The organism is Vibrio hippocampi, assembly GCF_921292975.1.
In the GTDB taxonomy this organism is placed as follows: domain Bacteria; phylum Pseudomonadota; class Gammaproteobacteria; order Enterobacterales; family Vibrionaceae; genus Vibrio; species Vibrio hippocampi.
Window position 1 is genome coordinate 895,328 of sequence record NZ_CAKLCM010000002.1, and the last position, 26,517, is coordinate 921,844.

Consider the following 26,517-nt stretch of genomic DNA (forward strand, 5'->3'; position numbering starts at 1 on the left):
AATGTTTGAGGCTTGGTCGTAGCGTTGCTCACATCTGTTGAAGTGATAGTACTAATGGGGGGAACACCATGAAAGCAAAATCGGAATTCGCAATTCGTATACTGTCAGATAATAAGAAAGTGATGCACGGTATATTCCGCTTTATAAATGGTGAGAAGTATTTCCCTCCGGTAGAGTTTATCAATGAATTTTTTGAAGGTGGAAGCGATCCGTGTGACCAAGATTGCCTCATGGGTGAATGGGAACCTTTTAGCCTGTTGGAAGAGGAATATCAGTCAGTGTTTAACTGGTGGCTTAGAGAAAACCCAGATGCGGTGATAGATTATCTGAATGCAAGTGATTGGAGTGATTGGTGTGTTACTTTGATCGAGATGTAACAGACCGACAAGCAGCTCATAGATAATGTTTAATGTAAGGGGTTTGGAATTCAAATTGACCGTTGCATTTAGTTCACCATTGACATCGCTAGATGTTGGTTGCAATCGCTCATGCTTTATCGTTTGGGATGCTTTGCATAGGCTTGAAGTCGCCACTCCAATGAATGACGTTGACGTTATTTATTTTGACCCTAATGAACGAGATCCTAATGCCTATCTACTGTATGAGTCTCAGCTTAAACGAAACATGCCAGACATAAATTGGCAGGTTCGTAATCAAGCGGCAATGCATATCCGCAATGGCGACTCGCCCTATACCAGCACTTTGGACGCGATGAGTTATTGGCCAGAAAAAGAAACGGCAGTGGCTATTCGTCTAGTTGCACCAGAACAATATGAGTGTATTGCTGCTTTTGGGGTCGAGTCACTATTCGGTTACTGTGTCACACACAATCCGAAAAGGTCACGAGATACATTTGAAAAACGTGTAAATTCAAAAGGATGGTTAGCTCAGTGGCCATCCCTGAGAGTTGTGTTATCACGCAGCAATAACAATGACTCTTAGCATTTGGTATTACTTTTATTCATAACTATCTGAAATATAAGTGCTGTCTTAAGGTTGTCGCATTTGTGTCGTTAAATTCGCTGTCCATTATTGATAATTTCAAAGTCGATACAGCATAAAGGATTTGTTTAATGATAATCAGAAAACTCAGACTGAAACAGGGTTGGTCTCAGGAGCAACTTGCCGACCTAAGTGGTCTTAACATCCGTACAATTCAACGAATTGAACGAGGTCAAAAGCCGAGCCTTGAATCATTAAAATCTCTTGCCGCTGTTTTTGAAACGAGCGTGTCAGAACTTCAGCAGGAGCCAGAAATGACAAACGAAGTGAAATTTACCGACGAAGAGCAAATCGTTATTGATCAGGTGAGAGCGATTAAAGGGTTTTATTCTCACCTAATGACATATGCAATGGTCATCGTTTTATTGTTTGCGATAAACCTTATCACAGACCCAAGCTACATTTGGGCTTGGTGGCCAGCAATGGGGTGGGGAATTGGTATCATAAACCACGGGCTAAATGCCTTTGAAGTTTTTGACTTTTTTGGTGCTAAATGGGAAAAGCGTCAAATAGAAAAACGTCTAGGTAGGAAACTTTAAGTATGATTTCAATCAGTCGCATTTTAATCGAGATTTAGTTCCGAACACTATTGTAAGATGCTTAAGGTCGATTCCGAAAGGAATCGACCTTTGTGTATTGGCGAACGGACAGTTGACGAATAGACAGTTGACCAGTAGATAGTTCGAGAATCATTGATTGGTTATATAAGAGGACATCATGAATACAGTGGAAGTAATGCGACAATACAACGAGTATGAACGAAAGCGTATTAGCTCGTTTAATGGTGTAAAAGTATCTGATAGCAACCTCACTAAGTTTGTCTCTGAGCAACACCACGGTAGCTACATTTCTTTCTTCAACTTTGGAGAAAGCGTTGCAGCTTCAATAGTCAAACAGCAACTCGATTACTTTAATAAGCGCAATTTATGTTTTGAGTGGAAAACCTAAAGCACAGATACGCCAAGCAATATTGGCGACGTTTTACTGGCTAATGGTTTTGAGCAACAAGAGTCCGAGTCATTTATGGTGTTGGACCTTTTAAAAACGACCAATAAATCGTTTGATGAATCTCTAATTACCGAAGTCTCGGATAGCAAAGGCATTCGTGATGCGATAAGAGTTCAGGAACAAGTTTGGGGTGGAGATTTCGATTGGCAGTACCAATACCTACTGAAGCTTAAGGAACACTCTCCAGATTCGGTTTCAATCTATGTCGTGTATGTGAATGGTCAACCTGTAACGTCCGCTTGGCTAACATTTAACGGAGATAGCCCATTTGCCGGTATCTGGGGTGGAAGTACCATCAAATCATGTCGAGACAATGGTTACTATAGTTTGCTGCTAAATAAACGGATTGCAGAGGCGAAAGCAAGAGGCGTCAAGTACCTGACAATAGATGCTTCAGATATGAGCAAGCCTATCGTATCAAAGCGTGGTTTTAAAGTTGTAGCCACAACGACCGGATACACTTCAACTTCACCACACAGGGATAGTTTATGAGAAACTCAAAGGTTGTTTTAATTACAGGAGGCAGTCGAGGTATCGGCGCTGCTACCTCTAGGTTGTTTGCTGCTCAAGGCTTTGCTGTTTGCATAAACTACAAGTCCAATGCTCTTGCCGCAGAGAAGCTCGCTTTAGAAATCAATGCTAATTCTAACGGTAATACTAATGGTAGTTATTGTATCACCGCTCAAGCGGATGTTTCGGATGAGCAGGAAGTTATACGCCTGTTCAAACGTATTGATAGAGAGTTAGGTCGCGTGTCTGTCGTTGTAAATAATGCAGGTATCTTGCATCAGCAAGCTCGGCTGGAAGATATGACAGCTGACAGAATCAATACTATATTAACCAACAATGTGACGAGTTATTTCTTATGCAGTCGAGAGGCTGTTAAGCGAATGTCGACTCGTCATGGTGGCAACGGAGGTGTGATTGTCAATGTGTCATCTGGTGCTGCTCGTTCTGGTTCACCGAATGAATACATTGATTATGCCGCGTCAAAAGGTGCCATTGATACACTGACAAAAGGTTTATCATTGGAGGTTGCGTCGGAAGGTATTAGAGTAAATTGTGTGCGTCCTGGCTTAATTCATACAGAAATGCACGCTGATGGCGGAGAGCCTAAAAGGGTTGAACGACTGAAAAGTATTATCCCCTTACAGCGTGGTGGACAACCAGAAGAAGTGGCTGAAGCTATCTATTGGCTTGCATCAGACAAATCCTCATTTTCGACAGGAAACTTTTTAGACTTGGCGGGTGGCTTGTAAAACTTGAACGTCACGAATGATCAACGTTGGGTCAGTACGTTAACAGTGAGAAAATCATGCAATATAGAATAGCAAGTGAAGCAGATTTGGCATCAATTCAATTACTTGCAAGAGAGACAATCGACAGATGCTATCGCTCATTTCTCGGGGATGAATCCGTGGATGGGTATCTTACTTCGGGTGAATCCGATAAGGAAGTTGCCAACAACCTTTCTCATTGCCTAGTCGCAGAACTACAAGGTGAGATTGTCGGCTACGGTGTATGTAAAGATAATTTCATTCATATCCTGATGATTCGCCCCAATATTCAACGCAAAGGTTTAGGGAGTTCCTTTTTAGCTCATATCGAAACGAGTATGGTCAGTTCTGGGCATAACGTCCTCAAATTGGAAACGTTTAATACCAATACTCAAGCAATTCGTTTTTATGAGAAGAATGGTTGGGTTATCGTTAACCAAGAAACCGATACGGAATTTGGCTTTGTTCGCGTGTATTTAGAAAAACATATTAACGTGGCATGCCGTTTTTAAGAGGATATGATGTTTACATTGGAAGTTGAAAAGGGCTTAGAATTGGCTCTTGTTGAGCCCAAGTTTGCTCCTTTATATTTAAAAGTCGTAACAAAGCAGCGTGAGTATTTAAGCGAATGGCTTGCTTGGCCCGCTCATGCTGAAAATGAAGAATTTTTCCTTAACTTCATAAAACGCTCCCTACATGATTATGCCGACGGAAAATCTTTAGTGTGTGCCATATTTTTCCAAGATGAGTTGGTTGGAAATATCAGTTTTAATCGTATCGACCATGAATTGAGTAAAGTAGAAATTGGCTACTGGTTGCGAGATGACTATCAGGGCAAAGGCATAATCAGCAAATCCGTTTCAAAGCTTATCAATTTTGCGTTTTCAGAATTAAGCATGCAAAAGATTCAGATTGCAACCGCAGTTGGCAATCAACCAAGTCGAAGTGTGTGTATACGTATGGGATTCAGCCTAGAGGGCATTATAACAAGAGCTGAAAACTTAAACGGCAACGTCGTTGACCACGCAATTTATGGGCTTAGCCGCGCAGAATGGACCAAAATATACCCGAGTGAATAGGGAGTATTCATTACTCTTGGGGGCGGTATCTAAGATTTGGCAATAATTTTACTCAGCTCAATATTGTGTTAGTTTGCTTATTTGAACAATACCATAGGTTGATATGTTTATAAAAGAAGCGTCCGAATTATCAGGTGCCACACAGAGAGCAATAAGATTTTATGAATCTTTGGGGTTAATCAAAGTTTCCCGTTCCGGAAAATATCGTGTGTACACGGAGACGAATGTCAATCTGATAAAAATGATCAAAGAGGCTCAAAGTTTGGGGATTAAACTATCAGAAGTTGCCGACTTAAAAGAGGGCAATGACAGTTTCAATTGGGAAACCGTGAGAGATTTACTGATTGAAAAGCAACAAGATGTTGCAATACAAATTCAACAGTTAGAAATACAACGAGATCGTCTCGCGCAGTATCGGGAATCCATCGATATTTGCATTCAAGGGGTTGACTCTGACCTATAGGTGAGACTTTAGACTGTACTTTTCTTCAAACAGAGCGTCTATTATGAAAAAAGTCCTGGTCATTAATGCAAACCCAAAGCGTGAAAGTTTCTGTCGATCCTTAGCAAATAGCTATGCTTTATCTGCGGCATTAGAGCATGAGGTTAAACAACTCCATATTAGTGAAATGAGCTTTGCCATCAGCTTGGATCACGGCTTTGACGATACGATAGCATTAGAGCCTGATTTGCTACGTTTCCAAGAGCTCATTCTTTGGGCTGAGCACATTGTCATAGTGACGCCAGTTTGGTGGGGATCTTTGCCTGCAAAGTTTAAGGGACTGGTTGATAGGGTATTTCTACCCAATTTTGCATTCAAATATGTAAAAGGAAAATCCTTTCCAGAAAAGCTATTGTCAGGTCGAACTTCAGAGCTAATGATCACATTAGACACGCCCCCATTTTGGTACAAGTACTTCAACGGCAATGTCATTTATAAGCATGTCAAAAACACTATATTAGACTTTTCAGGGATCAAAAATCGTTCCGCCACGTACTTTGGTCCCATAGCCAGTTCCAGTGCGAAGACAAGAGCGTTTTGGCTTAATAAAGCGTCAAAATTAGCAAGTCGAATTAAATAGTTTAGGTGTTGTGAATAAAAGCAATGAATAGCCCGTTACTCTTGGTTCTGAGAGTTGAGTTTTCAATAAACCATTGACACTAACTCAACAGGGGCGAAATCGAAAGGATAAGTAGTTTTGGAAAAAGCACAAGAAGCAAAGTCAAAGTGGAAGACGTTTACGAACGTTATAAAACCAGCGTCTTTCTTGGAACTATTGATATTTTTTTGGATCATTATCTCTATATTTGGTTTCATAATCCGTTGATTTTATCATGAAGTTCGAGGACGATAAGTTAAAAGAACAATTGCCAGATTTGAACGATAATAGCCTTGTTCAGGCTCACGTTAGAGCCAAAGTTCAGGAAAAACAAGGAGAGTACTACTTACTCGTTCATGAAATAATTAGTACCAGCGTCGGATCTTCATGCCATCTAAGCGATCTTTTTGGCGAAGGCTGATTAAGAGAAAACTCTATCGAATGATTGTTGTAAGTGAGTCAATAATAAGTGGTATGTACTAAGCAATAGTTTGTTTTTGAGGGTTTACAACTTAGATGATGACTGTTTATGTAATAAACTTTTTTATGAGCAGAGATGTAATTATAGGATTGGAATGTGGAATTATCACATATATCAGATGCAAAAGAGCCATTAAAAATTCGTGGTTGGTTGATTCTAATTGCCATTGGTATCATCGTTACACCAATTAGAACATTATACATAGTGGGTGAAATATACCCGACAATTTTCGCCGATGGAACGTGGGAATTACTTACTACACGGGGGAGTGAATTCTACTCACCGCTTTGGGCACCGATCATAATTATCGAAATAGTAGCTGACGCGCTATTTTTTATCATTGGAATTTGCTTGATTTATCTGTTCTTTACTAAAAAAAGGTCTTTTCCAAAATGGTACTTTGGATTGGCGTTATGTTCGATGCTATTTATTTTCCTCGATGCATATGCAATATCTTTTTTGCTGCCAGATATTGAGATGTTTGATGCTGAAACAACGAAAGAAATATTCCGTAGATTAGTGTGGTTATTTGTTTGGTCTCCGTACCTTTTCTTTTCTAAAAGAGCAAAAAACACATTCATAAAATAATCAGTCATCAACGGTTTACAAGTGGCGTTATGATGCTTAATTTAGAGATTGTATGTTAAGGCAGGATTAGTATGAAAAAAGATTTTGAAAGCTTTGACCTGAGCTCTTTTTGGGAAGACTCAGAATACTCTATGAGGGCTTATGTCGACGCATTACCAAGTGATGAAGAGATTAAGAAAATAGAAAGTGAACTTGGTTATAAACTACCAGATTCATACATTGAGCTTATGCGAAATAAAAATGGCGGTATCCCTGTCAACACTAGATTCCCTTGTCAAGTGAGAACTTCATGGGCTAAAGATCATATAGCAATAGACGGTTTTTTAAATATTGGAAGAACAAAGACTTTTTCACTTTGCGGTGAAGGGGGAAGTCAGTTTATGATCGATTCATGGTGGTATCCTGATATAGGAATCTATTTTGCGACTTGTCCTTCTGCAGGTCACGATATGATCGCTCTTGATTACAGAAAGTGTAGTAGAGATGGTATTCCTCAAGTAGTTCATGTTGATCAAGAGTATGAATATCAAATTTCCTTTTTAGCTGAAAACTTTGAGACGTTTGCTATGGGTTTGACTGTTAGAGATGACTTCGACTAGGACACAAGGTAAATAAATGTACTGCAACTCGTAGTCATAAAATAGTGTTTAATTTGTAATTACAGATTGATTGTTTGGACGTATTTAGATTGATATTATGTTAAGGTGGATAATATGAGTAAATTTTTTATTGATTTTGATTTAAATTCTTTTTGGGAAGATGGTGATTATTCAAGAAAAAACTATGTCGATGTTTTTCCAAGTGATGAGTTAATCAAAGAAGTTGAGAGTGAACTAGGATATAAACTACCAATAGCATATCTTGATTTTATGAAGAGCCAAAATGGCGGCATTCCCAACAATAACAGCTTTCCCTGTAAAGAAGAAACATCTTGGGCTCCAGACCATGTAGCAATATCCGGTTTTTTAAATATAGGGAATAGAAAATCTAATTCACTTTGTGGGCAATTTGGAAGCCAATTTATGGTGAAGGAATGGGGTTATCCTGATATAGGCATTTATTTTGCTAAATGCCCTTCTGCAGGTCACGATATGATCGCTCTTGATTACCGAAAGTGTGGTAGAGACGGTATTCCTCAAGTAGTCCATGTAGATCAAGATTGTGACTATAAAATTACTTTTTTGGCGGAAAATTTCGAGACATTTGTTATGGGGCTGGTGAATTGGAGAAACTTTTATATCGAGTAAAAGTTTAGTATGGTCGTCAACTAGATCGCTGATAGACGCATGCCTGTTAAACATACTAATCCACCATTAAGCTCTCAGGTGATACTAGGACGTTGTTATGAAAATCAGAGAGGTTCAAATCGACGATGCGAAGTCTATATTGGATCTTATGCATCAACTCGATAGTGAAACAAGCTTTATGATGCTGGAGCAAGGCGAAAGGGACACAACGCTTGAACAGCAGACAAAAATCCTCGAATCATATACTGCAAGCCATACTCAATCGATGTTAGTGCTTTCCGATAATGCGGGAATTCATGGCTATGTTGCAGGTATCGGAAATACAGCGAATCGCAATCGCCACTCGATGTATTGTGTCATGGGGATTAAGCAGGCTATGTCTGGTCATGGCTATGGTAAACAACTGCTCAGTTGTCTCGAAGCTTGGGCTAGGGCACATGAGTTTTCCCGACTTGAACTGACGGTGATGTGCCACAATGACAGAGCGCATCGCCTCTATTTGTCTTGTGGATTTGAAGTTGAGGGGATAAAGCGTAATTCTTTAAAAATTGACGGTCAGTATGTCAATGAATTCTATATGTCTAAATTGCTCTGAAACATAAAACGATTGATAAGTGCTTGCTCACACGTTAAGAACTCTCCATGCGCTAGATTCGATACATAAGGTCAAAGCGGAGTCAGTGCAAAATGTTTCGCAGGTCGCAGCACCAAATCAGATAGCAACACCAAATAATGGTATGTTGGTAAAACATGGTGGGCGATGGACAATAGTAACGGTTAAGCGATGAAAAGAATCAACGTAATAGGCACCAGTGGAAGTGGTAAAAGCACGGTCAGTCGTATGCTTGCCAATAGGCTCCAATATCCCTACCTAGAAATGGACGCCATATTCTGGAAACCCAATTGGCAAGAATCTTCAGATGAAGAGTTCTTTGCTAACCTCACCGATCGCCTAAATGACGAGTGTTGGGTGCTTGATGGCAATTACAACCGAACCGCTGAAATAAAATGGGCTAGAGTCGATACTATTGTTTGGGTGGACTACTCTTTTGCAAGAACGCTATACCAAGCGGTGAAGAGGGCGTTAATTCGAATTGCGACCAAACAAGAGTTGTGGGACAAAACAGGTAACATTGAATCATTCAAAAAATCCTTTCTTAGCAGAGACTCTATTGTTCTCTGGACATTGAAAACGTATAACAAAAATCGAGTGCGTTATACAGAATTGCTGAATGATCCTAAGTACCATCATATAGACTTTGTCAGAATAACTAGCCCCCAAAAGGCAAAAGCATTTATCGCCGAACTCAGCACATAGCATCGCCTTAAGGTCGATATAAGGACACATTATGCTTGATTTACCCGATGAAAATCAGAAAAGATACATTGCAGTTTTAAGTAAAAAAATGGATTTAGGGCGTAGCTTGAATGTACTGGGACACCTAAGTGTCGGTTTGGCGCAGCAACTATCTAATGATGAAACGAAGTACTTAGATTACGTCGATATGGATGGCAATGTTCACCCTAGTTTGTCGCATTATCCATTTATTGTTTTGAAGGCGGATAACTCAAACAAGCTGCGTAAAGTTCGAGAAGAGGCGCTGAGGCTCGGCATCAAATTCACCGATTTTACCAGCACTATGATAGAGGGTGGCTCAACAGAACAACAACTGAGAACCCAAGCAACGAACGAAGCGGATTTGGAGTATTTGGGAGTCTGTGTCTTTGGTGATACTGAGACGTTACGAGAGTTTACGAAAAAATTTAGTCTATATAAGTAGGGTGTTGAGTGTCATTTGACGGATTTTACATAGAGCCAGTATTCACGTGTGTACTGGCTCTATGCGTGATTAGCTTTGCGTGAGTTAGCTTTGAGCGAATTTAACTCTGATTTTACTCTTAGCAACGGTTGAAAGGTTTAAGGCTTCAAGCGCTGTTTTAGCTTCTGTTTCGTCAGGCATTTCGACAAATGCGAAGCCTTTCGATAGACCGGTTTCTTGGTCTAATACTAAGTTGCACTCAGTGACGGTGCCGTGAGTCGAGAATAGAACACGGATTTCTTGTTCAGTCGTTGTACGCTCAAGATTGCGAACTAAAAGTTTCATAGTGATTGCCTAATATAAAATGCGTGCTAAGTGTGGCAGGTAAGCTACAAGAAACCAAGCAAATATAGTGATGAACTGGAAAGTATTGCATCATACAAGCGTTTGACTAGGGATTAGCAACGCGTGTCATTATGCCTACCTTGTCGCTCGGCGTTGGATTACATGATGAAAGTGGTCGCGATAACGCCGGCATCACGCGGTTTACCACTCAACATGATGTGGTGAGAAATAAAAAGGAATACCATGAACTGCCCAGAACTAAAGACAAATAATTACCGATTAAGAGCGTTTGAAACCAAGGACTTAAATCGGTTTGCACAGTACCGAGCACAAAAGAGTGTGGCGCAGTATCAAAGTTGGAGTGATTACACATACCAAGATGCGGTTGCTCTATTTGAAAGTACAGACTATTTCAGGTTTGCGGTTGTCGGGCAATGGTATCAGTTGGCGATAGCGTTACAAGATAGTGATGAATTGGTCGGTGATTTGGCGGTTCATTTCATTGATGATGAACAAGTTGAACTCGGTTTTACGGTTGCCCCCGATTTTCAAGGTCAAGGCGTTGCAACGGAAGCGGCGAGCGCGTTATTGGCTTATTTGTTTAGCGAACTCGGTAAGCACAGAGTGGTCGCGACAACCGACGCAAACAATGTGGCTTCATATTCTGTATTAGAAAAGTTGGGTTTCCGAAGAGAAGCGCACTTTATTCAGAATATCTTTTTCAAAGGCGCTTGGGGTGACGAATATCAGTACGCGTTACTCAGTTCCGAGTCTAAATTCAAATAATAGGCATTAAACCGCGATTTGGCGGCATCGGTATTTTGTACCTCACGCCTAAATGCAGCGTTAATGTGCTTTTACAGAAAATGAGATAACGATGGATGAAAACACGGAAATATGGCGTCAGTACTACCAAAGGGCACTGTCTCGCACCCATTCAAAACGCACTGAACTGGCTGTTCGGCTTAACGAATCAAACCTAAACGTTGCGACAGACTGTGGCTGTGGAACGGGAAGTGATATCCAGTATCTGGAACAGCAAGGCTTGCAAGTGTATGGCTTCGATGTCAATCCCGACGCGATAGCAATTTGCAAAGACAGGTTTGCTTCAAAGTCAATGGTGGAGATTTCAGAATCTTCATTTGAGTCATTTGATTACCCAAGATCTGGTGTGGTCATTGCTAATTCAAGTTTGTTCTTTGCTAACCCACACCGATTTGACGAGACTTGGAACAACATCCACTCATCCATTGAAAATGGCGGGGTGTTTGCTGGCGACTTTATGGGAGAAAAAGACAGTTGGGCTGAACATTACCGCAATCCCACCACGCCTTTTTCGGAATCACAGGTTATAGATCTATTCGCAGGCTTTGAGATCGTTAGGTGGTTTGAGCGTGACGAAAAAGCAAAAACTTCGTTGGGTAGGATGAAGCATTGGCACACGTACTCTGTCGTTGCGGTGAAACGTTAATAAAAGCGTTTAAGATAGGTTGGTATTAACAGATATTGAAAACCAAAATCAAACAGAATGATTATTAAAATATAAAATAATTTGTCAGAGATCCAGTTTATAGATAATCCCCGTGTGAATATATTTAGCAAAATGTAGAGTTTATAGTATGAGTTCCTCATGGATTGGATTAATTATTAATGCAATAAATAGCTGTATTTTGAAGATATAACAAGGGCATGGAAAATGAAGAAGTGGTTTGAAGAAGAGTTTGAGTGGGAAATTGAAGTCACCGGTTTTCTTCGTGGCAGTGAAACAGCAGAATACTGTAGAAATGGCGAAGAAATCGGTGATAAATATAAATGTACTTATGGTTGCCCCATAAATAGTGAAGGTCAGGGTATCTGCTCCAAAGTGATGGTGGCGATGTTTCCTATTATGGAATCAGTCAGAAGCGGCGGTGACTTGACTAACATTGGAGGAGAGACAAGATTGACGAAAGAAATTGTGTGTCCGGATGGTTGTGTTATTTTCAGAATGTCCGCTACGAAACTAGGGAACGAAAACTTTTATAAAAGAACTATCAAGGAAATGTAATAAATTGAAATCAGACGGGTTAGTGAAGAATTATCTTGGACAACAACCAATTAATTTGTTCGGTAGTCGTACAAAATAGTCAGAGAATCAAGTACGTTTATTCAATTTTTTTGTTAGAGAGGTATCGGCAATGGACATCACAGCATTTAACCACTTTTGCCAGTCACTGCCTGCGACTACCTATGTCGTTCAATGGGGCGGTGCTCATGTTTGGAAAGTGGGTGGCAAAGTGTTTGCACTTGGCGGGGTCGGGGAAGATAACCAGACTTGGTTTACATTTAAGACCTCAGATCAGAACTATTGTTTTCTCGAAAGCCATGTTGGCTATCGCCCTGCACCCTATTTTGCCTCTCGAGGTATGAAGTGGATCCAACAGTTCGCGGCTAGTGACGCTCAGGATGAAGAGTTAACTTACTATTTGCTTCAGTCCTACAAGACCGTGGCTTTAGGGCTCAGTAAACGTAAGCGAATGGAGTTGGGGATTGTTGACTTTGTGGAGAGTTGATATTGATAACTGAAGTTTGCATTTATAAGCAAGGTAATCAAGAGGGCTAGGAATATGTATGGCACAGAGCAGACAAAGGCGTTTTGCTGCAATTGTAATAAACTCACTCTACATAAATATACAATGTTCGGCACTCAAACCGAACAGTCCCCTTGGATTAAAGGATTTTTGTTGAGAACCCTAGCTGAATTTATCTCTAAAGCGCCGACAGGAGACTATAAATGCACCCTTTGCGGAACCTACTTGAATACCCCCGATCACTTGGACTAAATGCCTCTTGAGGTAATTTGGCTATAGCTTGAGGTCATTTAGCTATAGATAGTTATCTCAATTATTTTTATGATACGTTCCTTTAGTGAGTAACCTTTGACACCGTTTTATCGGTATCGCAATCTAGGTGTATCGCAGTCTAGGTATTGATAAGACGTATATTATCAAAAATGGCAAAAAGGAATTTCCATGAAAACCCAAGGCATCTTTGAGAGAGTCCACTCAATCAAACATGAAGTGCTAACCAAAGAAAATTGGTTTGACAAACAGCCCGGTAAACGAATAACGCTGGGTGGCGTTAAGTTTATGCTCAATCAGCCCTGGTCGACATTTTGGGTCTACTTTCTAGGGGTACTTGTTACCATCGCGGGCGCTCATTTTTTGTGGAATCAAGAGGGTCAGATTTCTCGGTATTGGTGGGGGATTTCTCTGATCCTTTGGGGTGTGGGTGCGTTAATTGCTGGCACCAGTTACCAAGCTTTGGGCTATGAACTCAAGTGTGCGCGGCGCGAAACCTGTTCATGGACAACATGGTGGGAAGTGATTTATTTAATTTTCCAGCAAGTCAGTATGAACGCAATGACGATTGCCGTCGCTTATTCATGTACCAGCGGTCTATTTCGAGAGGCACTGATTTGGTACTCAATCATCTTGTCTATACTTTATACCCTGTCTACGTTATATGGTGCTGTTAAACCAAACAAATCACTGATTACCTTTGAATTGATGATCCTGGTCTCCTTGCCCAGTTTTGTGATGTTTTGTTTATTAAACCTTGGACGATATTTGATGGATGGCAATGTTATGGACTTGGTGATGCTGGGTTCTTGGGCGTTGATTTTTTTATCATGGTGGGGTTATGACCGATACGATAAAGCTGGATTAACCGAGAAGTTGTGGCAAAAGGGTCGATGGTTTTCAGAAAATGATGTGCTGCACGTCGTCTTAGTTATATGGGGCTTTTACACTCTTATTTTGCTGCCGCAATATATTTACGACTACAGTCACTCGCAAGGCTAAAACAATCGCAACAACACAGGTAACCAAGCGCTGCTAACAAAGTATGGGTAATGAAGTCGCGTCACAGAGCGATATTAGTACAGTTGTAGCATTAAATGGTCAGCTCTTGATGGTTGCTTGACCAATAAACATAAGCGGTTTCCATGACCAGAAACATTTCCATACAATGCACTATTGTTCCGCCGTTAAATTTGACGTGCATTTGACAATTCCCTAGCTTCCCGAGTCTGTGTTTATCCGCTACTATCCGCGCCGAATTTTAATGTAGCTCGATATATATAGAGGCTTGAATGAACAAGGCGATGGCTAAGATGGGTGTTATGACTGCGTTAGCAGTATCACTTTCTGGTTGTGTAGGTAGTAATGCCGTAACGGGTTACGTGATGGGCGCTAACTTAAAAGCGGTGGATAACCGTTATGCGCGTGGCGGTTTAAACATGTTGATGGCGCCTGTTTATGGTTTGGCGATTTCTGTTGATTATATCGTGTTTAACTCGCTCGAGTTCTGGACGGGTCGCAACCCTTTGAATGGTCAATCACATATCTTTGATAAGAAGATGGATACGCTGATTGATATTAATGACCAAGTTGATAAGTCGCTGACAACAGCCCCGATTGCTCCGCTAACAAACTATCGTGAGATTGAACGTGGTGAGATGCAGAAAATTGATGACAATACGGTTGAGATGGAGATTACCTACACCAATGGTGAAACAGCGACATTAACAGGCATCCGTGATGGTGAATCGGTCAGCTATTATCTCAATGGTGAGTGGGTCGCACAGACTTCGATGACAGAGTTAGCAGCGCACGCAACTAAGCGAGCATAGCGGTAATTTTTGTTTTTGCCGAGATGAAATGAAGAAGTGATGTAGTGTTATGTGCCTATATCAGCGATGACCAATCCGATAAGCATGAATTGATGGCTTATCGGATTTTTAATTTTTGGCTACAAAGTGACATCAACAATCTCTTTCGATGATGAGGAAATGGGTTGTTCACTATTCACACGTTGACGCTTCGCGGTATCACTTGGACATTCACCAAATAACCGTTTGTAATCTTGGCTAAATTGTCCCAGATGAAAAAAACCGAAGTTAAACGCAATATCAGCGACCGTATTGTTGTTCGAACTCTGTAATAGCGCACGCCTGACTTGGTTTAGGCGTAACATATGAATGTAGCGTTTAGGTGAAATACCAAAGCAAGCGTTAAACACGTCTTGTAGGCTGCGGCGACTTACATGCACCGCCTGACAAATATCAGTAATGGTGATCGGTGACTGCAACTGAGCGTCATTCAAATACTCTTTGATGCGAGCAATAACTCTCTGACGCTGGGCTGGAATGGTGTCGTTAGAACCACTCAGCTTACTTTGATAAAGTAAATCAAACACCGCGTCGCGAAGGATCACTTCATGAGTATGGCAACTCCATGCAGGGTGTTGAGCGCTTAACAATGCCGTGAGGTAGTTTCGAAAGTCCATCAGTCGGGTCGGGCAGAGGTGATTAAGCCATAATTCATCGTGGTTAGATGTAAGGTCGATATCATCACCCACTGCCTCGGACAGTTGTTGTTGGTTTAACACGATGCCGAAAATAGAGAAATGATCGGGCGTAAGCAGTTCGAAGTCTTGCCCGCTTGGCATACAGAGGAACTGATCACTCGGAGCCGCTCTATTATTGATAAGACAACTTTTATTATCACTACTGAATCCAAGCCAAATCCCCGGATTATTAACACGACACTGCTGCCGCAAACTGCGGTTGGTGGTTTCCTTAAAAACATGAACCCCTTCAAAATGAATCTCATCGATTGAACCTAGAAAGTAACCATCGCTAATTTGGTCAAACTCTTGATCCCAGTCAGTAAGATTACTCGCCTGATAGTTTGCATCATTAGAGTAAATACTGCACAGCCTTGGTTCATTATCGGTATCGTTATCTTGTGCTATCCGTTGCATTCTCTGTGTTACTTCTGCGTCATTAGGGTGCGAAAATCTATATAACTCTTTGTTTTATTGTAATTTGTTGTCTTTGCCAAATTTCGATATCACAAAGGAACAGTTCTGGCATTGAGTCTTTTATCACTGTTTATTTGTTATTGAGCAAAAAACGAACCAACTGACGAAAGGATAAACAATGCCTGCTTTTATCGTTGCTTACATAAAGTATGTAGATAGGTTCAATTATTTTGTCGGCCGCATAATGACTTATGGAATTTTCATCATTGTCGGAGTGCTGTTGTGGTCCTCTATCTCGAAAACATTTTTTATGCCGTCACTATGGACACTGGAATCGGCCCAGTTCGCGATGGTGGCGTATTACATTCTTGGTGGCGCGTATGCAATTCAACTTAATGCCAACGTTCGAATGGACTTGTTCTATGGTCGTTGGTCGGTGAAGACCCGAGCATGGGTTGACGTTTTCACCATCTTCTTCCTGATTTTTTTCTTATTAGTTCTACTTTACGGTGGCTTAGAAAGCATGTCGTATTCATTGGAATACAGTCAGCGAAGTCGCACGGCATGGCGTCCTCTGCTTTGGCCGATCAAAGCGGTGATGTGTGTCGGTTTTATCATGATGCTGTTACAAGCAATTTCGCAATTATTTAAAGATATCGCAGTGATTCGAGGAGTGGAGATTCGATGAGTTATAGCATGATCGCAACAATGATGTTCTCAATGATGGCGTTGCTGATGGCAACGGGTCAGCGAGTATTTGCTGCTATCGGAGCAGTCGCTTCAATCGCCGCTATCTTATTGTGGGATACCGGTGGGGTGGAGTTGCCCTTTACCGCCGCGATGAAGCTGATGAATTGGTATCCCATGTTGACGCTACCGATGTTTATTTTTATGGGATACATACTTTCGGAATCCAAGATTGCCGATGATTTATACAAGATGTTCCACGTCTGGATGGGCCCCATGCCCGGTGGATTGGCAATCGGTACGATTGCGCTGATGGTATTGGTATCAGCCATGAATGGGTTGTCAGTCGCGGGCATGGCGATAGGCGCAACCATCGCTCTGCCTGAGCTACTAAAGCGAGGATACGATAAAAAGATGGTCACCGGAGTGGTTCAGGCTGGCTCATCATTGGGGATTCTGGTGCCCCCGTCAGTGGTGTTGGTGTTGTATGCAATGATCGCCCGTCAACCGGTCGGACAATTATGGTTAGCAGGGGTGGTTCCCGGTTTGGTAATGGCAACGCTGTTTATCATCTATATTGTGGTTCGTTGCCGACTCAATCCTCAGTTAGGTCCAGTTTTGCCCTTAGAGGAACGTCAGGTTTCGCAGGCTGAAAAAATGAAACTATTAGCGGCAGGGTTATTACCTCTTGGAATTTTTGCGGTCATGATGGTGCCGTTTGTCAACGGCTGGACGAGTTTAGTGGAGAGTTCTGCCATTGGTGCTATGTCGGCATTATTGGCGGCTATCTTAAAGCGACGTATGACCAAGCAAGTGTTTGAAAACTCATTGCGAAATACGCTCGCTATCTCTTGCATGTTTATGTGGATTATTCTCGCGGCTTTAGGGTTTGGTGCTGTGTTCGATGGGTTAGGCGCGGTAAGAGCGATTGCCGATCTATTTACAGAACAACTCGGCTTAAGTCCTTGGACGATTTTGATTCTGATGCAGCTTTCATTTCTTGTTATGGGCACGTTTTTGGATGACACCGCCATGCTGGTGATTGTTGCTCCTTTGTATGTCCCATTAGTCAATGCGCTGGGATTCGACCTGATTTGGTATGGCGTGCTTTACACCATCACTTGCCAAATCGCTTACATGACGCCGCCGTTCGGTTACAACCTGTTTCTTATGCGAGCGATGGCGCCGCCAGAAATCACCTTACGTGATATCTACAATTCAATCGGTCCATTTGTCGCCATTATGGTGCTTTCGTTAGTCCTTATTATGCTGTTCCCACAGCTTGCGTTGTGGCTACCCGAGTACGTCTATGGCAGTTAACTGTTTGAAATACTGTGTATAACTAGATTTTTACTTTCGCGGGCGAGATGCGCCGCAACGACAATCCAATGGAGGGATATATGAACTCAAGACGTAAGTTTTTAACCGGCGCGGCGGCAATCACCGCAGGCACAATGTTAGCCCCTGCGAAAACCTTTGCAGCATCACCAAAAATTAAATGGCGTATGCAGACCTATGCGGGACCGGCATTAGCCGAGCATGTAGTTAAACCTGCGATTGAAGCGTTTAATCGTATTGCTGGCGAAGAAATGCAGATAGAGCTCTATTTTGCTGACCAATTGGTTCCGACGGGAGAACTGTTCCGCGCGATGCAGAAGGGCATTATTGACGCAGTACAATCGGATGATGACTCTATGGCGTCACCAACCGAAGTCACCACCTTTGGGGGTTACTTCCCATTTGGTAGCCGTTACTCGCTGGATGTGCCAGTTCTATTCCATCAATACGGTTTGGACGAAATCTGGAAGGAAGAGTACGCCAAGGTGGGTGTGAAACATATTTCCGCAGGTGCTTGGGATCCATGCCATTTTGCGACGAAAAAGCCGATCAATAGCCTTAACGATCTGAAAGGTTTGAGAGTGTTTACATTCCCGACCGCGGGTCGATTTATGGCTAAGTTTGGCGTTATACCTGTTTCGATTCCTTGGGAAGATGTTGAAGTGGCGCTGCAAACAGGTGAACTTGATGGCATCGCTTGGTCAGGAATCACAGAAGACTACACCGTTGGCTGGTCAAAAGTGACGAACTACTTTTTGACTAATAACATTTCAGGGGCGTGGATTGGCTCGTTCTTTGCCAACATGGATCGATACAACGAACTTCCTGATCATCTTAAAGAGCTGTTGAAAATCTGTATGGATACGTCTCACTACTACCGTCAATGGTGGTATTGGGGGGGCGAGGCAAAACTGCGTGTTGATGGCACAGAGATGGAACTCACCTCCATTCCGGATGAAGAGTGGGCTCAGGTAGAAGCCGATGCACATAAATTCTGGGATGAGATCGCCAAAGAATCGCCAACTAAGGCTAAAGTTGTAGAGATATTTAAGAAATACAACGCAGATATGGAGAAAGCAGGGCGTCCATATCGTTACAGCTAGTCTATCGTTACAGCCAGCGTTTCGTTATGGCTAACATTTCGTTATCGCTAAAGCGTTAAGCCCATTGGTGACGCTGTCACTAATGGGCTTATGTCAACAATGGAAAGGATGGTTATGACAGCAAGATACCGTTGGCAACAGGGTGATAAAGTTTATCTATTTCATTCACTCACTGAGTTAATGGCGAAAGCTACACCAGAGCGCTCAGGCGATGCACTAGCCGGCGTTTGTGCCGCAAATGCAGAAGAACGAGTCATTGCGCAAATGACGCTAGCGGACCTGCCTTTAACCACATTTCTTAACGAAGTGGTGATTCCTTACGAGTCGGATGAAATCACCCGGCTAATTATCGACACTCACGATAGCGATGCTTTTAAAACCGTTTCTCATATGACGGTGGGTGACTTTCGCAACTGGTTATTAAGTGAGGCGGCGAATGAACAGACCTTGAGTCAATTGTCCCGTGGGCTAACTCCGGAAATGGTGGCTGCGGTCAGTAAAATTATGCGTAACCAAGACCTGATTATGGTGGCGCAAAAGTGCCGAGTTATCACCCAGTTTCGCAACACTATAGGTTTAGAGAAACGCTTTTCAACCCGATTACAGCCAAATCATCCCACAGATTCGATTGATGGCATTGCAGCGACCATTTTTGATGGTCTTATGTATGGGAATGGCGATGCGGTCATTGGAATCAATCCAGCAACCGACAATGTTCCGCAAACTATTAAGCTGCTTTCTATGCTCGACGAAGTGATTCAGCACTATCAAATACCGACCCAATCTTGTGTACTCACTCATGTCACGAATACGATTGAAGCCATAGAAAAAGGCGCGCCTGTTGATTTGGTGTTTCAATCCGTTGGAGGGACACAAGGCACCAATGACACCTTTGGTGTCAATTTAAACATTTTGCAAGAAGCTCAAGACGCGGCACTGTCTCTTCAGCGAGGAACGGTCGGCAACAACCTGATGTATTTCGAGACCGGGCAGGGCACGGCGCTCTCTTCAGACGCTTATTTTGGTGTTGACCAGCAAACCTGTGAGGCGAGAGCCTATGCCGTAGCGAGACAGTTTGATCCTTTATTAGTGAATACGGTGGTTGGCTTTATTGGTCCCGAATATCTGTTTGATGGCAAACAAATTATTCGCGCCGGGTTGGAGGATCATTTTTGTGGCAAGCTGCTCGGCTTGCCGATGGGCTGTGATATTTGCTATACCAACCACGCTTATGCCGACCAGAACGACATGGATAATCTGCTTACTCTGTTAGGCGTTGCGGGATGTTCGTTTATTATGGGGATCCCGGGTTCGGATGACATTATGCTCAATTACCAAACCACATCTTTCCACGATGCACTCTACGCTCGTAAAGTGTTGGGATTGAAACCGGCTCCCGAATTTGAACGTTGGCTTTCTGAGATGGGAATTTTTCAAGACGTCGATCAAGTCAAACTGAGTCCAACGCTTGCAAAGCCGTTTAGTCACAGTTTGTCTCTTATGGCGGGAGAATAATACATGGGGAAGCAGCCCAATAACGAGCGACAAAGTGATCAGTTAGAGAACAACCATCGCTCAGATGAATTGGTAATAGAGAGTCCTTGGCAACAGCTTAAGTCGTTAACCTCGGCTCGTATCGCTTTAGGACGGGCTGGAAACAGTATTCCAACCCACGAGTCACTGAGCTTTCAATTAGACCACGCTAAGGCGATTGACGCCGTGCATACCGCTTTAGATATTCCGCTACTTTTGGAACAGTATCACCAGTCGCCAACGTTAACTGGAATCCCAAACAGCCAACCATTTGTTGTCAATAGTAAAGCGAATGATCGGATGCTCTATTTACAGCGCCCCGATCTGGGACGTCAAATCGCAGACGAAGATATTGAAGCTTTAACCAATTTCCAAGCCAAAACGGGGCTTGTTTATGATTTAGCGATAGTGATTGCCGATGGTCTTTCTTCATCCGCAATTCAAAAGCACGCGATGCCAGTGTTAGAGCAATTGCTAGTGCGACTGGACAATGATGAAACTTATGATTGGTCGATAGCGCCGCTAACGCTGGCAACCCAAGCACGAGTGGCGTCTGGCGATGACATTGGCGAGGCACTTAAAGCGAAAGTCACATTAATTTTTATTGGCGAAAGACCCGGTTTAACCTCTCCCGATAGTATGGGAATTTACCTGACCTGGGATCCCAAAAGAGGGTGTAAGGATTCTCAGCGCAACTGCATCTCAAATATTCGCCCAGAAGGCTTTGGCTACTCAGAGGCGGCGGATAAAGCCTACTACCTGCTTAGTGAGTCGTTAAAACTTCAGCTTTCTGGCGTTGGACTTAAAGACCGTTCTGAGACAGAACCTGCTTTGGATACCGTCGATAACGGTGAAACGCAGAGCTTTTTGGTCGTCAAAAACGATTAAACACATTGTGAGCTTTGGTTGTTTAAGTTATGCGACTTAGTCGCACCAAAGTGATCCTTTGATACCCAAATTAGGGCATTTTCCCTCCTTTCTCATGATCTATTTTCCGTCAAAATTTACCTAGTGTGCAGGTGGTACATAAATTTAAGTCGTGGTTGTGCTTATGGCTCAATTACTGCTTATTTCTGTGTCTGAATAGATTTGGCACACGAGTTGTAACCTCACACCTAGGTTTATAAATTTAAGGATGAATAGCTATGAGTCAAACTAGTGATTTCCCACTGAGCGCAGTGCCGAATGACCAGCGCAAAGGATTGTGGTCGATGATGTCGGTCCTATTGGGTTTTACCTTTTTTACATCAACGATGTGGGCGGGTGGTACGCTTGGTAGTGCTTTTACGTTTTATGAGATGTTAGGCATTATCTTTGTTGGTAATTTGCTACTTGGCGCCTATTCGGCTGGTCTTGCGTACGTTGCGTCAAAAACAGGTCTTAATACGGTTTTACTGGGTCGTTACAGTTTTGGTACTTACGGCAGTAAATTGTCTGATTTTATCTTAGGGTTTACTCAAATAGGTTGGTATGCCTGGGGTACAGCGACGATTGCCTTGATACTTGTCAAACTCCTTGATCTGCCAGAGTCATGGGCCGTTCCCTTGATGGTGGTGTTTGGGTTTAGTTTTTGTATTACGGCATCCATTGGCTATAAGGCGCTAGAATTACTCTCAAAGTATTCCGTACCTGCCATGCTTTTCTTTATCGGATTGAGCTTTTATAAAGGACTCGTCGATGTCGGTGGCTTATCACAACTTGTGGCAATAGAACCAACAGAGTCTATGCCGGTGGCGGCAGCAATCACTATGGTATTTGGCACGTTTGTCAGTGGCGGTACTCAAGCAACCAACTGGAGTCGCTTTGCAAGCAGTGGCAAAATCGCGGTATTCACCACACTTGCTGCCTTTTTTATCGGCAATGGGTTGATGGTGTTTGTTGGCGCATTTGGTGCCTCCATTTATCAACAGGCAGATATCGTTGATGTGCTGGTGTCTCAGGGTTTTATGCTCGCTGCGGTATTGATGCTCTTCACCAATATTTGGACTACTCAAGATAACACCATTTATAACTTTGCCGCCGCGGGTTGTAACCTATTGCGAACGGATAAGCGTCGCTTAGTTACGTGGGTTGGTGCTGGGTTAGGTACTGTGATGGCCATTGCGGGTATGTATAACATGCTGATCCCATTCTTGATTTTGCTCGGTACTTTTATCCCACCGATTGGCGCCATCATAATGACAGAGTACTTTGTAAGATATCGTGGCAGTATGCCGAGTCTTGACCAAGTTGAGCTACCAAAATACAACAAGATAGGTATTGTCGCCTATGTTATTGGTTCGGCTTGCGCTTATATGTCTCCGTGGGTAGCACCACTCGTCGGGATTGTGGTTTCTAGCCTTACGTATAGCTATTTACTTTTCGTCGCTTCGGCAAAGTCAGAAAGGCTAGAGGCTGCTTAATATGATAAAAATCGATTCTTTAGCCCAACTACAGGGTCTTGATGCATTGAATCGAATTGCGGGTCATCAGGGTAAGGATAATGTTATCCGCTGGCCTTATATCGCAGAAAACTTAGATATTGAGCCTTGGACCAAAGGCGGTGAGTTGGTCTTTGTCACGGGCTTAAACTGGGACTGGTTAGAAGCTGATTTTATTGAGCTTCTTAACCGAGGCTTAAAATGTTCGATCAGTGGCTTGGTGATCTTAACGGGCTCTCCGTATATTTCATCGATATCAGCTAAAGTAAAACAACATGCTGATGCTTTAGGCATTCCTCTGATCGAACAGCCATATTCTTTACCTATGGTCACCGTTACTGAATTAATCTCCAACGCCATTATTATGGATGACTTGGAACATAAGTCGATTAAATGGTTTATCCAATACTTAGCGGATTGTCCAAGGGTGTCAGAGGTTGATATGGAGAAAGCAACCGAGTTGGGTTTGTGTTTAAACCAACCGTATTCAGTGGCGTTTTTGCGATTACAAAACCAACAGCCTCAGCAATCGGTAAAAGTACATTATCTTATTGAACAGTTTATTCAGGGGCAGCATTCCCCTTTTCCGTTGGTTGAATATCAACATGGTTGGCTAGCGATACTGCCTCTTGCTAATCAGCGAGGTTCTGAAATTGCGCAATGGCGTGATTTAATCACCGAACTTAAGGTACAACAAGTCATCGCTAAGGTTGGGGTGTGTAGTCTATCCAATTTGATGGAATTTCCCCACGCGGTGCGCAAAGCCAAGCAGAGCATAGACTTTGCTCAAAGTGATGGCGTGATGCATTACGATGAATTAGGTATCGCTCAGCTATTTACTCAAGTTGAAGATAAACAAGTACTTGACCACTTTTGCCAACAGCAGTTGGGAGAGGTGTTTAGGTTAAATGAAGATGAGCAGATAGAAATGTTGCAGCAGACAGTGCTGTGCTATTTCGACAATCTTTGTTCGCTCCGGCAAACCGCCAGCGAACTTGAAATTCATAGAAATACACTGACAAAACGCTTAGATAAATTTGAAGCGTTAACAGGAAAAGATCTTAGCAATGCGCATCAAAGACTGAGTATTCAAGTTGCACTGGTGGCACAAAGATTTTTCAATAATTAGAACATCACAAGGAGAGCTTAAGATGCGAGTTGTAAACGCTAGACTTCGTGGCGAGGAGGGCTATTACACCATTGAGTGTCGTGATGGTCTGTTTTCAAACATCAGCAAGCAAGATGATTATTATCATGGTGGAGATAGTGACATTGATGCCACAGGCAATTTGGTCTGTTCCCCCTTTGTTGAACCTCATATTCATCTTGATGCGGCAATGACAGCAGGCGAACCTAATTGGAATATGAGCGGGACACTGTTTGAAGGGATTGAGCGTTGGGCCGAGCGAAAGCCGATGTTAACGAATGATGACGTTCAACACCGTGTGATCAAGACGGTCCAAATGTTGGTAGAAAATGGTATCCAATATGTGCGTACCCATGTGGATATTACCGATCCGGATTTAACGGCATTAAAAGCGATGATTGAGTTGCGAGATTCTGTCCTCGCACCCTACATAGAGTTGCAAATCGTTGCGTTTCCTCAAGAGGGCATTTTATCCTTTCCGAATGGTAAAGCTCTGCTAGAGCAAGCCATGGAGATGGGGGCTGACGTTATTGGTGGCATTCCTCACTTTGAGTACACTAGAGAATATGGTGTTGATTCGTTGAACTTCATTATCGATCTAGCGGAGAAATATCATAAGTTGGTCGATGTACATTGTGATGAAATAGATGATGGTGCCTCACGTTTTTTAGAGACACTGGCAACTCGAGCGTTAGAAAAGGGCATAGGTGAACGTGTGACGGCAAGTCATACCACCGCCATGGCTTCTTATAACAACGCTTATTGCTATAAACTTTTTCGCTTACTAAAACGCTCAAAGATCAATTTTATTTCCTGCCCAACAGAGAGTATTCACTTGCAAGGGCGCTTTGATTCCTATCCAAAAATTCGAGGCATTACTCGAGTAAAAGAGATCCGTGATGCAGGGATGAACATCTGTTTTGCTCAAGACTCTATTCAAGATCCATGGTATTCGTTAGGTAATGGTAAACTGCTGCGTGTTCTGGATAGCGGGCTTCATTGTTGTCACATGATGGGCTACGAGGACCTACAAGACGCCTTGGATTTGATTACTGACAATGGCGCTAAAGCGCTTCATATTGAAAGTGAATACGGAATAGAGTGTGGAAAACCTGCCAACTTTATCATTTTACAAGGTGGTAATGATGTTGAGGTGATTCAAAAGCAGGGTGAGGTGCTGTGGTCAGTACGAAAGGGAGAAGTGTTAATCGAAAGGAAACCGGCTGAACTGCGTGAGTGTATAGATATCATCACAGGTAAATAAGCAGTCCCATTACCAAAACAGTTTTATTATAAAAATACCCCATAGTGAACCTTTCACTATGGGGTATTTTGCGAATTATTGCAGTTAGTTTAAAGCGATTACTAATAAGCTTAGAATGCGAAGCGCGCAGTAAACATGAGCTGCTCGTCATAGATGTGGTTGAAGCGAGCTTCTACACCAAGAGAGAATAGCTCTGTTGAGTGGAAACGACCGTAAACACTTCCCATCCACTGGTCAAGATCGCCAACGCTCAAATAACCCGTTTCACCGCCTACTTCAAACTGTGGACCTAACCACTGGCGAATACCAATGTTCACTTCCATACCAGTATCGGTTTTATGGTGGTTACCATTGTCAGTGATGTGCGCAAGCATTTCACCGGTGATATCTGCCCAGTTGTTTATTGGAGCATGAAAGCCAAAACCACCAGTAAAATCGAAGTCACCTTCAAATTTTGAGTCTGCACTAGCGATGAAGTGCGCGTTCGGGTGAACGGATGTACTAAACGCAGCACCGAAAGTCAGAGGACTTGCGCCGATGCGAGCTTCAACATAGTCGTAGTTAAAGTTGCTCATGGTGACACGTTGGTCTTGGTTTGCAACTGCCTGTTGCGATGTCAAAACGATTAACGCCGCTAAAAGAGTTTTGCGCATAGTGTGTTTAAACCTTTTAATTTAAATGTATTCCTTTGGCTATAAGCGCCGAATACGGGGAGCTTATAGCAACAATAGTTGGTCAGTATCATAATCGAAAATCTTGTAATTTCACCAACAAAAAGTGTTGTAAATGGGGGAAATTTCCCAAATTTTTACACTTTTGGTGATTTTTAACCATCACCGAACTCAATTCGTTGTTTCGCCATCGCATTGAGAATCGCTTCGGTATCGAGAATTTGTGTCCAAGGGGCGAGGTCAGCATGGGTTTCAATCATATAGTTTGTTAGCTGTTGACGGACAACTTGGTAAAGCTCTGATTGATCCCACGGCTTGCTAATATAGTAGTCAAGGCAGGCATGATTGACGGCTTCAATCGTGTCTTGATGACTCGCTTGACCGGTGAGTAGGATCTTTTTGCTTGCTTGATACTTCGGGTTATCATGCAGTTCGATAAGGAAATCCACCCCATGTTGCTGTGGCATAATTTGATCACAGACCACGAGAGCCAGTTGCACCTCTTGCGACGTTTTCTCTTCGATGACTTGTCTGGCTTCCTCCGCCGATTCGGCGGCTTCAATGATGAAATAAGAGTCCAGTTCGGCTAAGTCATCGACAACAGAGTCCAGTACGACACGTTCATCATCAATACATATAATCAGGTAGCTTGGCATCATGAC

General features: G+C 42.6%; 34 protein-coding genes. 30 read left to right on the forward strand and 4 right to left on the reverse strand.

The genetic code is table 11. The annotated features are described in order from the left end of the window. Positions 1-68: 68 nt before the first annotated feature. The 16 genes from L9Q39_RS06430 (at position 69) to L9Q39_RS06505 (ending at position 9,563) form a co-directional block, all read left to right on the forward strand. Complete coding sequence (locus tag L9Q39_RS06430) at positions 69-377, forward strand: hypothetical protein (protein WP_237484271.1); 309 nt, start codon at positions 69-71, stop codon at positions 375-377. Positions 378-402: 25 nt separating this feature from the next. Next, complete coding sequence (locus L9Q39_RS06435; RefSeq protein WP_237484272.1) at positions 403-942, forward strand: nucleotidyltransferase family protein; 540 nt, start codon at positions 403-405, stop codon at positions 940-942. Positions 943-1,073: 131 nt separating this feature from the next. Beyond that, a complete protein-coding gene (locus L9Q39_RS06440; protein ID WP_237484273.1) occupies positions 1,074-1,541 on the forward strand; it encodes a 2TM domain-containing protein in 468 nt (155 codons plus the stop codon). Positions 1,542-1,719: 178 nt separating this feature from the next. Then, positions 1,720-1,950: a hypothetical protein gene (locus L9Q39_RS06445; RefSeq protein ID WP_237484274.1), complete on the forward strand. Its 231-nt coding sequence runs from the start codon at positions 1,720-1,722 to the stop codon at positions 1,948-1,950. Positions 1,951-2,025: 75 nt separating this feature from the next. Then, a complete protein-coding gene (locus L9Q39_RS06450) occupies positions 2,026-2,502 on the forward strand; it encodes a GNAT family N-acetyltransferase (protein WP_237484275.1) in 477 nt (158 codons plus the stop codon). After that, positions 2,499-3,269: an SDR family oxidoreductase gene (locus tag L9Q39_RS06455; protein ID WP_237484276.1), complete on the forward strand. Its 771-nt coding sequence runs from the start codon at positions 2,499-2,501 to the stop codon at positions 3,267-3,269. The genes L9Q39_RS06450 and L9Q39_RS06455 overlap by 4 nt, the downstream gene beginning before the upstream one ends. Before the next feature lie 56 nt (positions 3,270-3,325). Next, a complete protein-coding gene (locus L9Q39_RS06460; protein WP_237484277.1) occupies positions 3,326-3,799 on the forward strand; it encodes a GNAT family N-acetyltransferase in 474 nt (157 codons plus the stop codon). Positions 3,800-3,808: 9 nt separating this feature from the next. Beyond that, on the forward strand, positions 3,809-4,366 hold the full coding sequence (locus L9Q39_RS06465) for a GNAT family N-acetyltransferase (RefSeq protein ID WP_237484278.1): 558 nt from the start codon (positions 3,809-3,811) through the stop codon (positions 4,364-4,366). Between the two features lie 103 nt (positions 4,367-4,469). Further along, positions 4,470-4,829, forward strand: coding sequence for a MerR family transcriptional regulator (locus L9Q39_RS06470; RefSeq protein WP_237484279.1), 360 nt, complete (start codon positions 4,470-4,472; stop codon positions 4,827-4,829). A 43-nt stretch (positions 4,830-4,872) separates the two neighbouring features. Next, the gene (locus L9Q39_RS06475; protein WP_237484280.1) at positions 4,873-5,448 is read left to right on the forward strand and encodes an NAD(P)H-dependent oxidoreductase; all 576 of its coding nucleotides are present in this window, start codon (positions 4,873-4,875) and stop codon (positions 5,446-5,448) included. 595 nt (positions 5,449-6,043) lie between these two features. Further along, positions 6,044-6,535, forward strand: a complete 492-nt coding sequence (locus L9Q39_RS06480; protein WP_237484281.1) for a DUF2569 domain-containing protein — start codon at positions 6,044-6,046, stop codon at positions 6,533-6,535. A 71-nt stretch (positions 6,536-6,606) separates the two neighbouring features. After that, positions 6,607-7,134: an SMI1/KNR4 family protein gene (locus tag L9Q39_RS06485; RefSeq protein WP_237484282.1), complete on the forward strand. Its 528-nt coding sequence runs from the start codon at positions 6,607-6,609 to the stop codon at positions 7,132-7,134. 114 nt (positions 7,135-7,248) lie between these two features. Beyond that, positions 7,249-7,782, forward strand: a complete 534-nt coding sequence (locus L9Q39_RS06490) for an SMI1/KNR4 family protein (protein WP_237484283.1) — start codon at positions 7,249-7,251, stop codon at positions 7,780-7,782. A gap of 97 nt (positions 7,783-7,879) precedes the next feature. After that, positions 7,880-8,377 carry a GNAT family N-acetyltransferase gene (locus L9Q39_RS06495; protein ID WP_237484284.1) on the forward strand — a complete coding sequence of 166 codons (498 nt, stop codon included), beginning with the start codon at positions 7,880-7,882 and terminating at the stop codon, positions 8,375-8,377. A 189-nt stretch (positions 8,378-8,566) separates the two neighbouring features. Beyond that, positions 8,567-9,100 (forward strand): shikimate kinase, encoded by a 534-nt coding sequence (locus tag L9Q39_RS06500; protein ID WP_237484285.1) that lies wholly within the window; start codon positions 8,567-8,569, stop codon positions 9,098-9,100. Between the two features lie 31 nt (positions 9,101-9,131). Further along, positions 9,132-9,563 (forward strand): DUF2000 domain-containing protein, encoded by a 432-nt coding sequence (locus L9Q39_RS06505; RefSeq protein ID WP_237484286.1) that lies wholly within the window; start codon positions 9,132-9,134, stop codon positions 9,561-9,563. Positions 9,564-9,647: 84 nt separating this feature from the next. Here the strand turns inward: L9Q39_RS06505 and L9Q39_RS06510 are convergent, their stop codons facing one another. Continuing rightward, entirely contained in the window at positions 9,648-9,887 is a 240-nt protein-coding gene (locus tag L9Q39_RS06510) for an RNA recognition motif domain-containing protein (protein ID WP_237484287.1), read from the reverse strand. A gap of 243 nt (positions 9,888-10,130) precedes the next feature. Between L9Q39_RS06510 and L9Q39_RS06515 the strand changes: the two genes are divergently transcribed. The 6 genes from L9Q39_RS06515 (at position 10,131) to L9Q39_RS06540 (ending at position 14,559) form a co-directional block, all read left to right on the forward strand. After that, the gene (locus tag L9Q39_RS06515) at positions 10,131-10,673 is read left to right on the forward strand and encodes a GNAT family N-acetyltransferase (protein ID WP_237484288.1); all 543 of its coding nucleotides are present in this window, start codon (positions 10,131-10,133) and stop codon (positions 10,671-10,673) included. A 91-nt stretch (positions 10,674-10,764) separates the two neighbouring features. After that, positions 10,765-11,358, forward strand: coding sequence for a class I SAM-dependent methyltransferase (locus L9Q39_RS06520; protein ID WP_237484289.1), 594 nt, complete (start codon positions 10,765-10,767; stop codon positions 11,356-11,358). 225 nt (positions 11,359-11,583) lie between these two features. Beyond that, positions 11,584-11,934, forward strand: coding sequence for a TIGR04076 family protein (locus L9Q39_RS06525; RefSeq protein WP_237484290.1), 351 nt, complete (start codon positions 11,584-11,586; stop codon positions 11,932-11,934). Positions 11,935-12,064: 130 nt separating this feature from the next. Next, positions 12,065-12,439, forward strand: coding sequence for an MmcQ/YjbR family DNA-binding protein (locus tag L9Q39_RS06530; RefSeq protein WP_237484291.1), 375 nt, complete (start codon positions 12,065-12,067; stop codon positions 12,437-12,439). A 459-nt stretch (positions 12,440-12,898) separates the two neighbouring features. Then, entirely contained in the window at positions 12,899-13,729 is an 831-nt protein-coding gene (locus tag L9Q39_RS06535; protein ID WP_237484292.1) for a hypothetical protein, read from the forward strand. Positions 13,730-14,019: 290 nt separating this feature from the next. Then, positions 14,020-14,559 carry a DUF3332 family protein gene (locus L9Q39_RS06540; protein ID WP_237484293.1) on the forward strand — a complete coding sequence of 180 codons (540 nt, stop codon included), beginning with the start codon at positions 14,020-14,022 and terminating at the stop codon, positions 14,557-14,559. 119 nt (positions 14,560-14,678) lie between these two features. Here L9Q39_RS06540 and L9Q39_RS06545 read toward each other — a convergent pair whose 3' ends face one another. Next, a complete protein-coding gene (locus L9Q39_RS06545) occupies positions 14,679-15,692 on the reverse strand; it encodes a helix-turn-helix domain-containing protein (RefSeq protein ID WP_237484294.1) in 1,014 nt (337 codons plus the stop codon). A 244-nt stretch (positions 15,693-15,936) separates the two neighbouring features. On the opposite strand from L9Q39_RS06545, the gene L9Q39_RS06550 reads away from it, so the two are divergent. From L9Q39_RS06550 to codA, 8 genes are all read left to right on the forward strand, one after another. Then, on the forward strand, positions 15,937-16,380 hold the full coding sequence (locus L9Q39_RS06550; protein WP_237484295.1) for a TRAP transporter small permease subunit: 444 nt from the start codon (positions 15,937-15,939) through the stop codon (positions 16,378-16,380). Then, entirely contained in the window at positions 16,377-17,699 is a 1,323-nt protein-coding gene (locus tag L9Q39_RS06555; protein ID WP_237484296.1) for a TRAP transporter large permease, read from the forward strand. The genes L9Q39_RS06550 and L9Q39_RS06555 overlap by 4 nt, the downstream gene beginning before the upstream one ends. A gap of 80 nt (positions 17,700-17,779) precedes the next feature. Next, entirely contained in the window at positions 17,780-18,820 is a 1,041-nt protein-coding gene (locus tag L9Q39_RS06560) for a TRAP transporter substrate-binding protein (protein ID WP_237484297.1), read from the forward strand. Positions 18,821-18,934: 114 nt separating this feature from the next. Then, positions 18,935-20,335, forward strand: a complete 1,401-nt coding sequence (locus L9Q39_RS06565) for an ethanolamine ammonia-lyase subunit EutB (protein ID WP_237484298.1) — start codon at positions 18,935-18,937, stop codon at positions 20,333-20,335. Positions 20,336-20,338: 3 nt separating this feature from the next. Then, entirely contained in the window at positions 20,339-21,241 is a 903-nt protein-coding gene (eutC, locus tag L9Q39_RS06570) for an ethanolamine ammonia-lyase subunit EutC (protein ID WP_237484299.1), read from the forward strand. 257 nt (positions 21,242-21,498) lie between these two features. After that, positions 21,499-22,755: a cytosine permease gene (codB, locus tag L9Q39_RS06575; RefSeq protein ID WP_237484300.1), complete on the forward strand. Its 1,257-nt coding sequence runs from the start codon at positions 21,499-21,501 to the stop codon at positions 22,753-22,755. Position 22,756: 1 nt separating this feature from the next. Continuing rightward, on the forward strand, positions 22,757-23,902 hold the full coding sequence (locus tag L9Q39_RS06580; RefSeq protein WP_237484301.1) for a PucR family transcriptional regulator: 1,146 nt from the start codon (positions 22,757-22,759) through the stop codon (positions 23,900-23,902). A gap of 22 nt (positions 23,903-23,924) precedes the next feature. Next, positions 23,925-25,184, forward strand: a complete 1,260-nt coding sequence (gene codA, locus L9Q39_RS06585; protein WP_237484302.1) for a cytosine deaminase — start codon at positions 23,925-23,927, stop codon at positions 25,182-25,184. A gap of 110 nt (positions 25,185-25,294) precedes the next feature. Here the strand turns inward: codA and L9Q39_RS06590 are convergent, their stop codons facing one another. After that, positions 25,295-25,837 (reverse strand): hypothetical protein, encoded by a 543-nt coding sequence (locus L9Q39_RS06590; RefSeq protein ID WP_237484303.1) that lies wholly within the window; start codon positions 25,835-25,837, stop codon positions 25,295-25,297. Positions 25,838-26,010: 173 nt separating this feature from the next. Then, positions 26,011-26,511 (reverse strand): response regulator, encoded by a 501-nt coding sequence (locus L9Q39_RS06595; RefSeq protein ID WP_237485520.1) that lies wholly within the window; start codon positions 26,509-26,511, stop codon positions 26,011-26,013. Positions 26,512-26,517 lie beyond the last annotated feature (6 nt).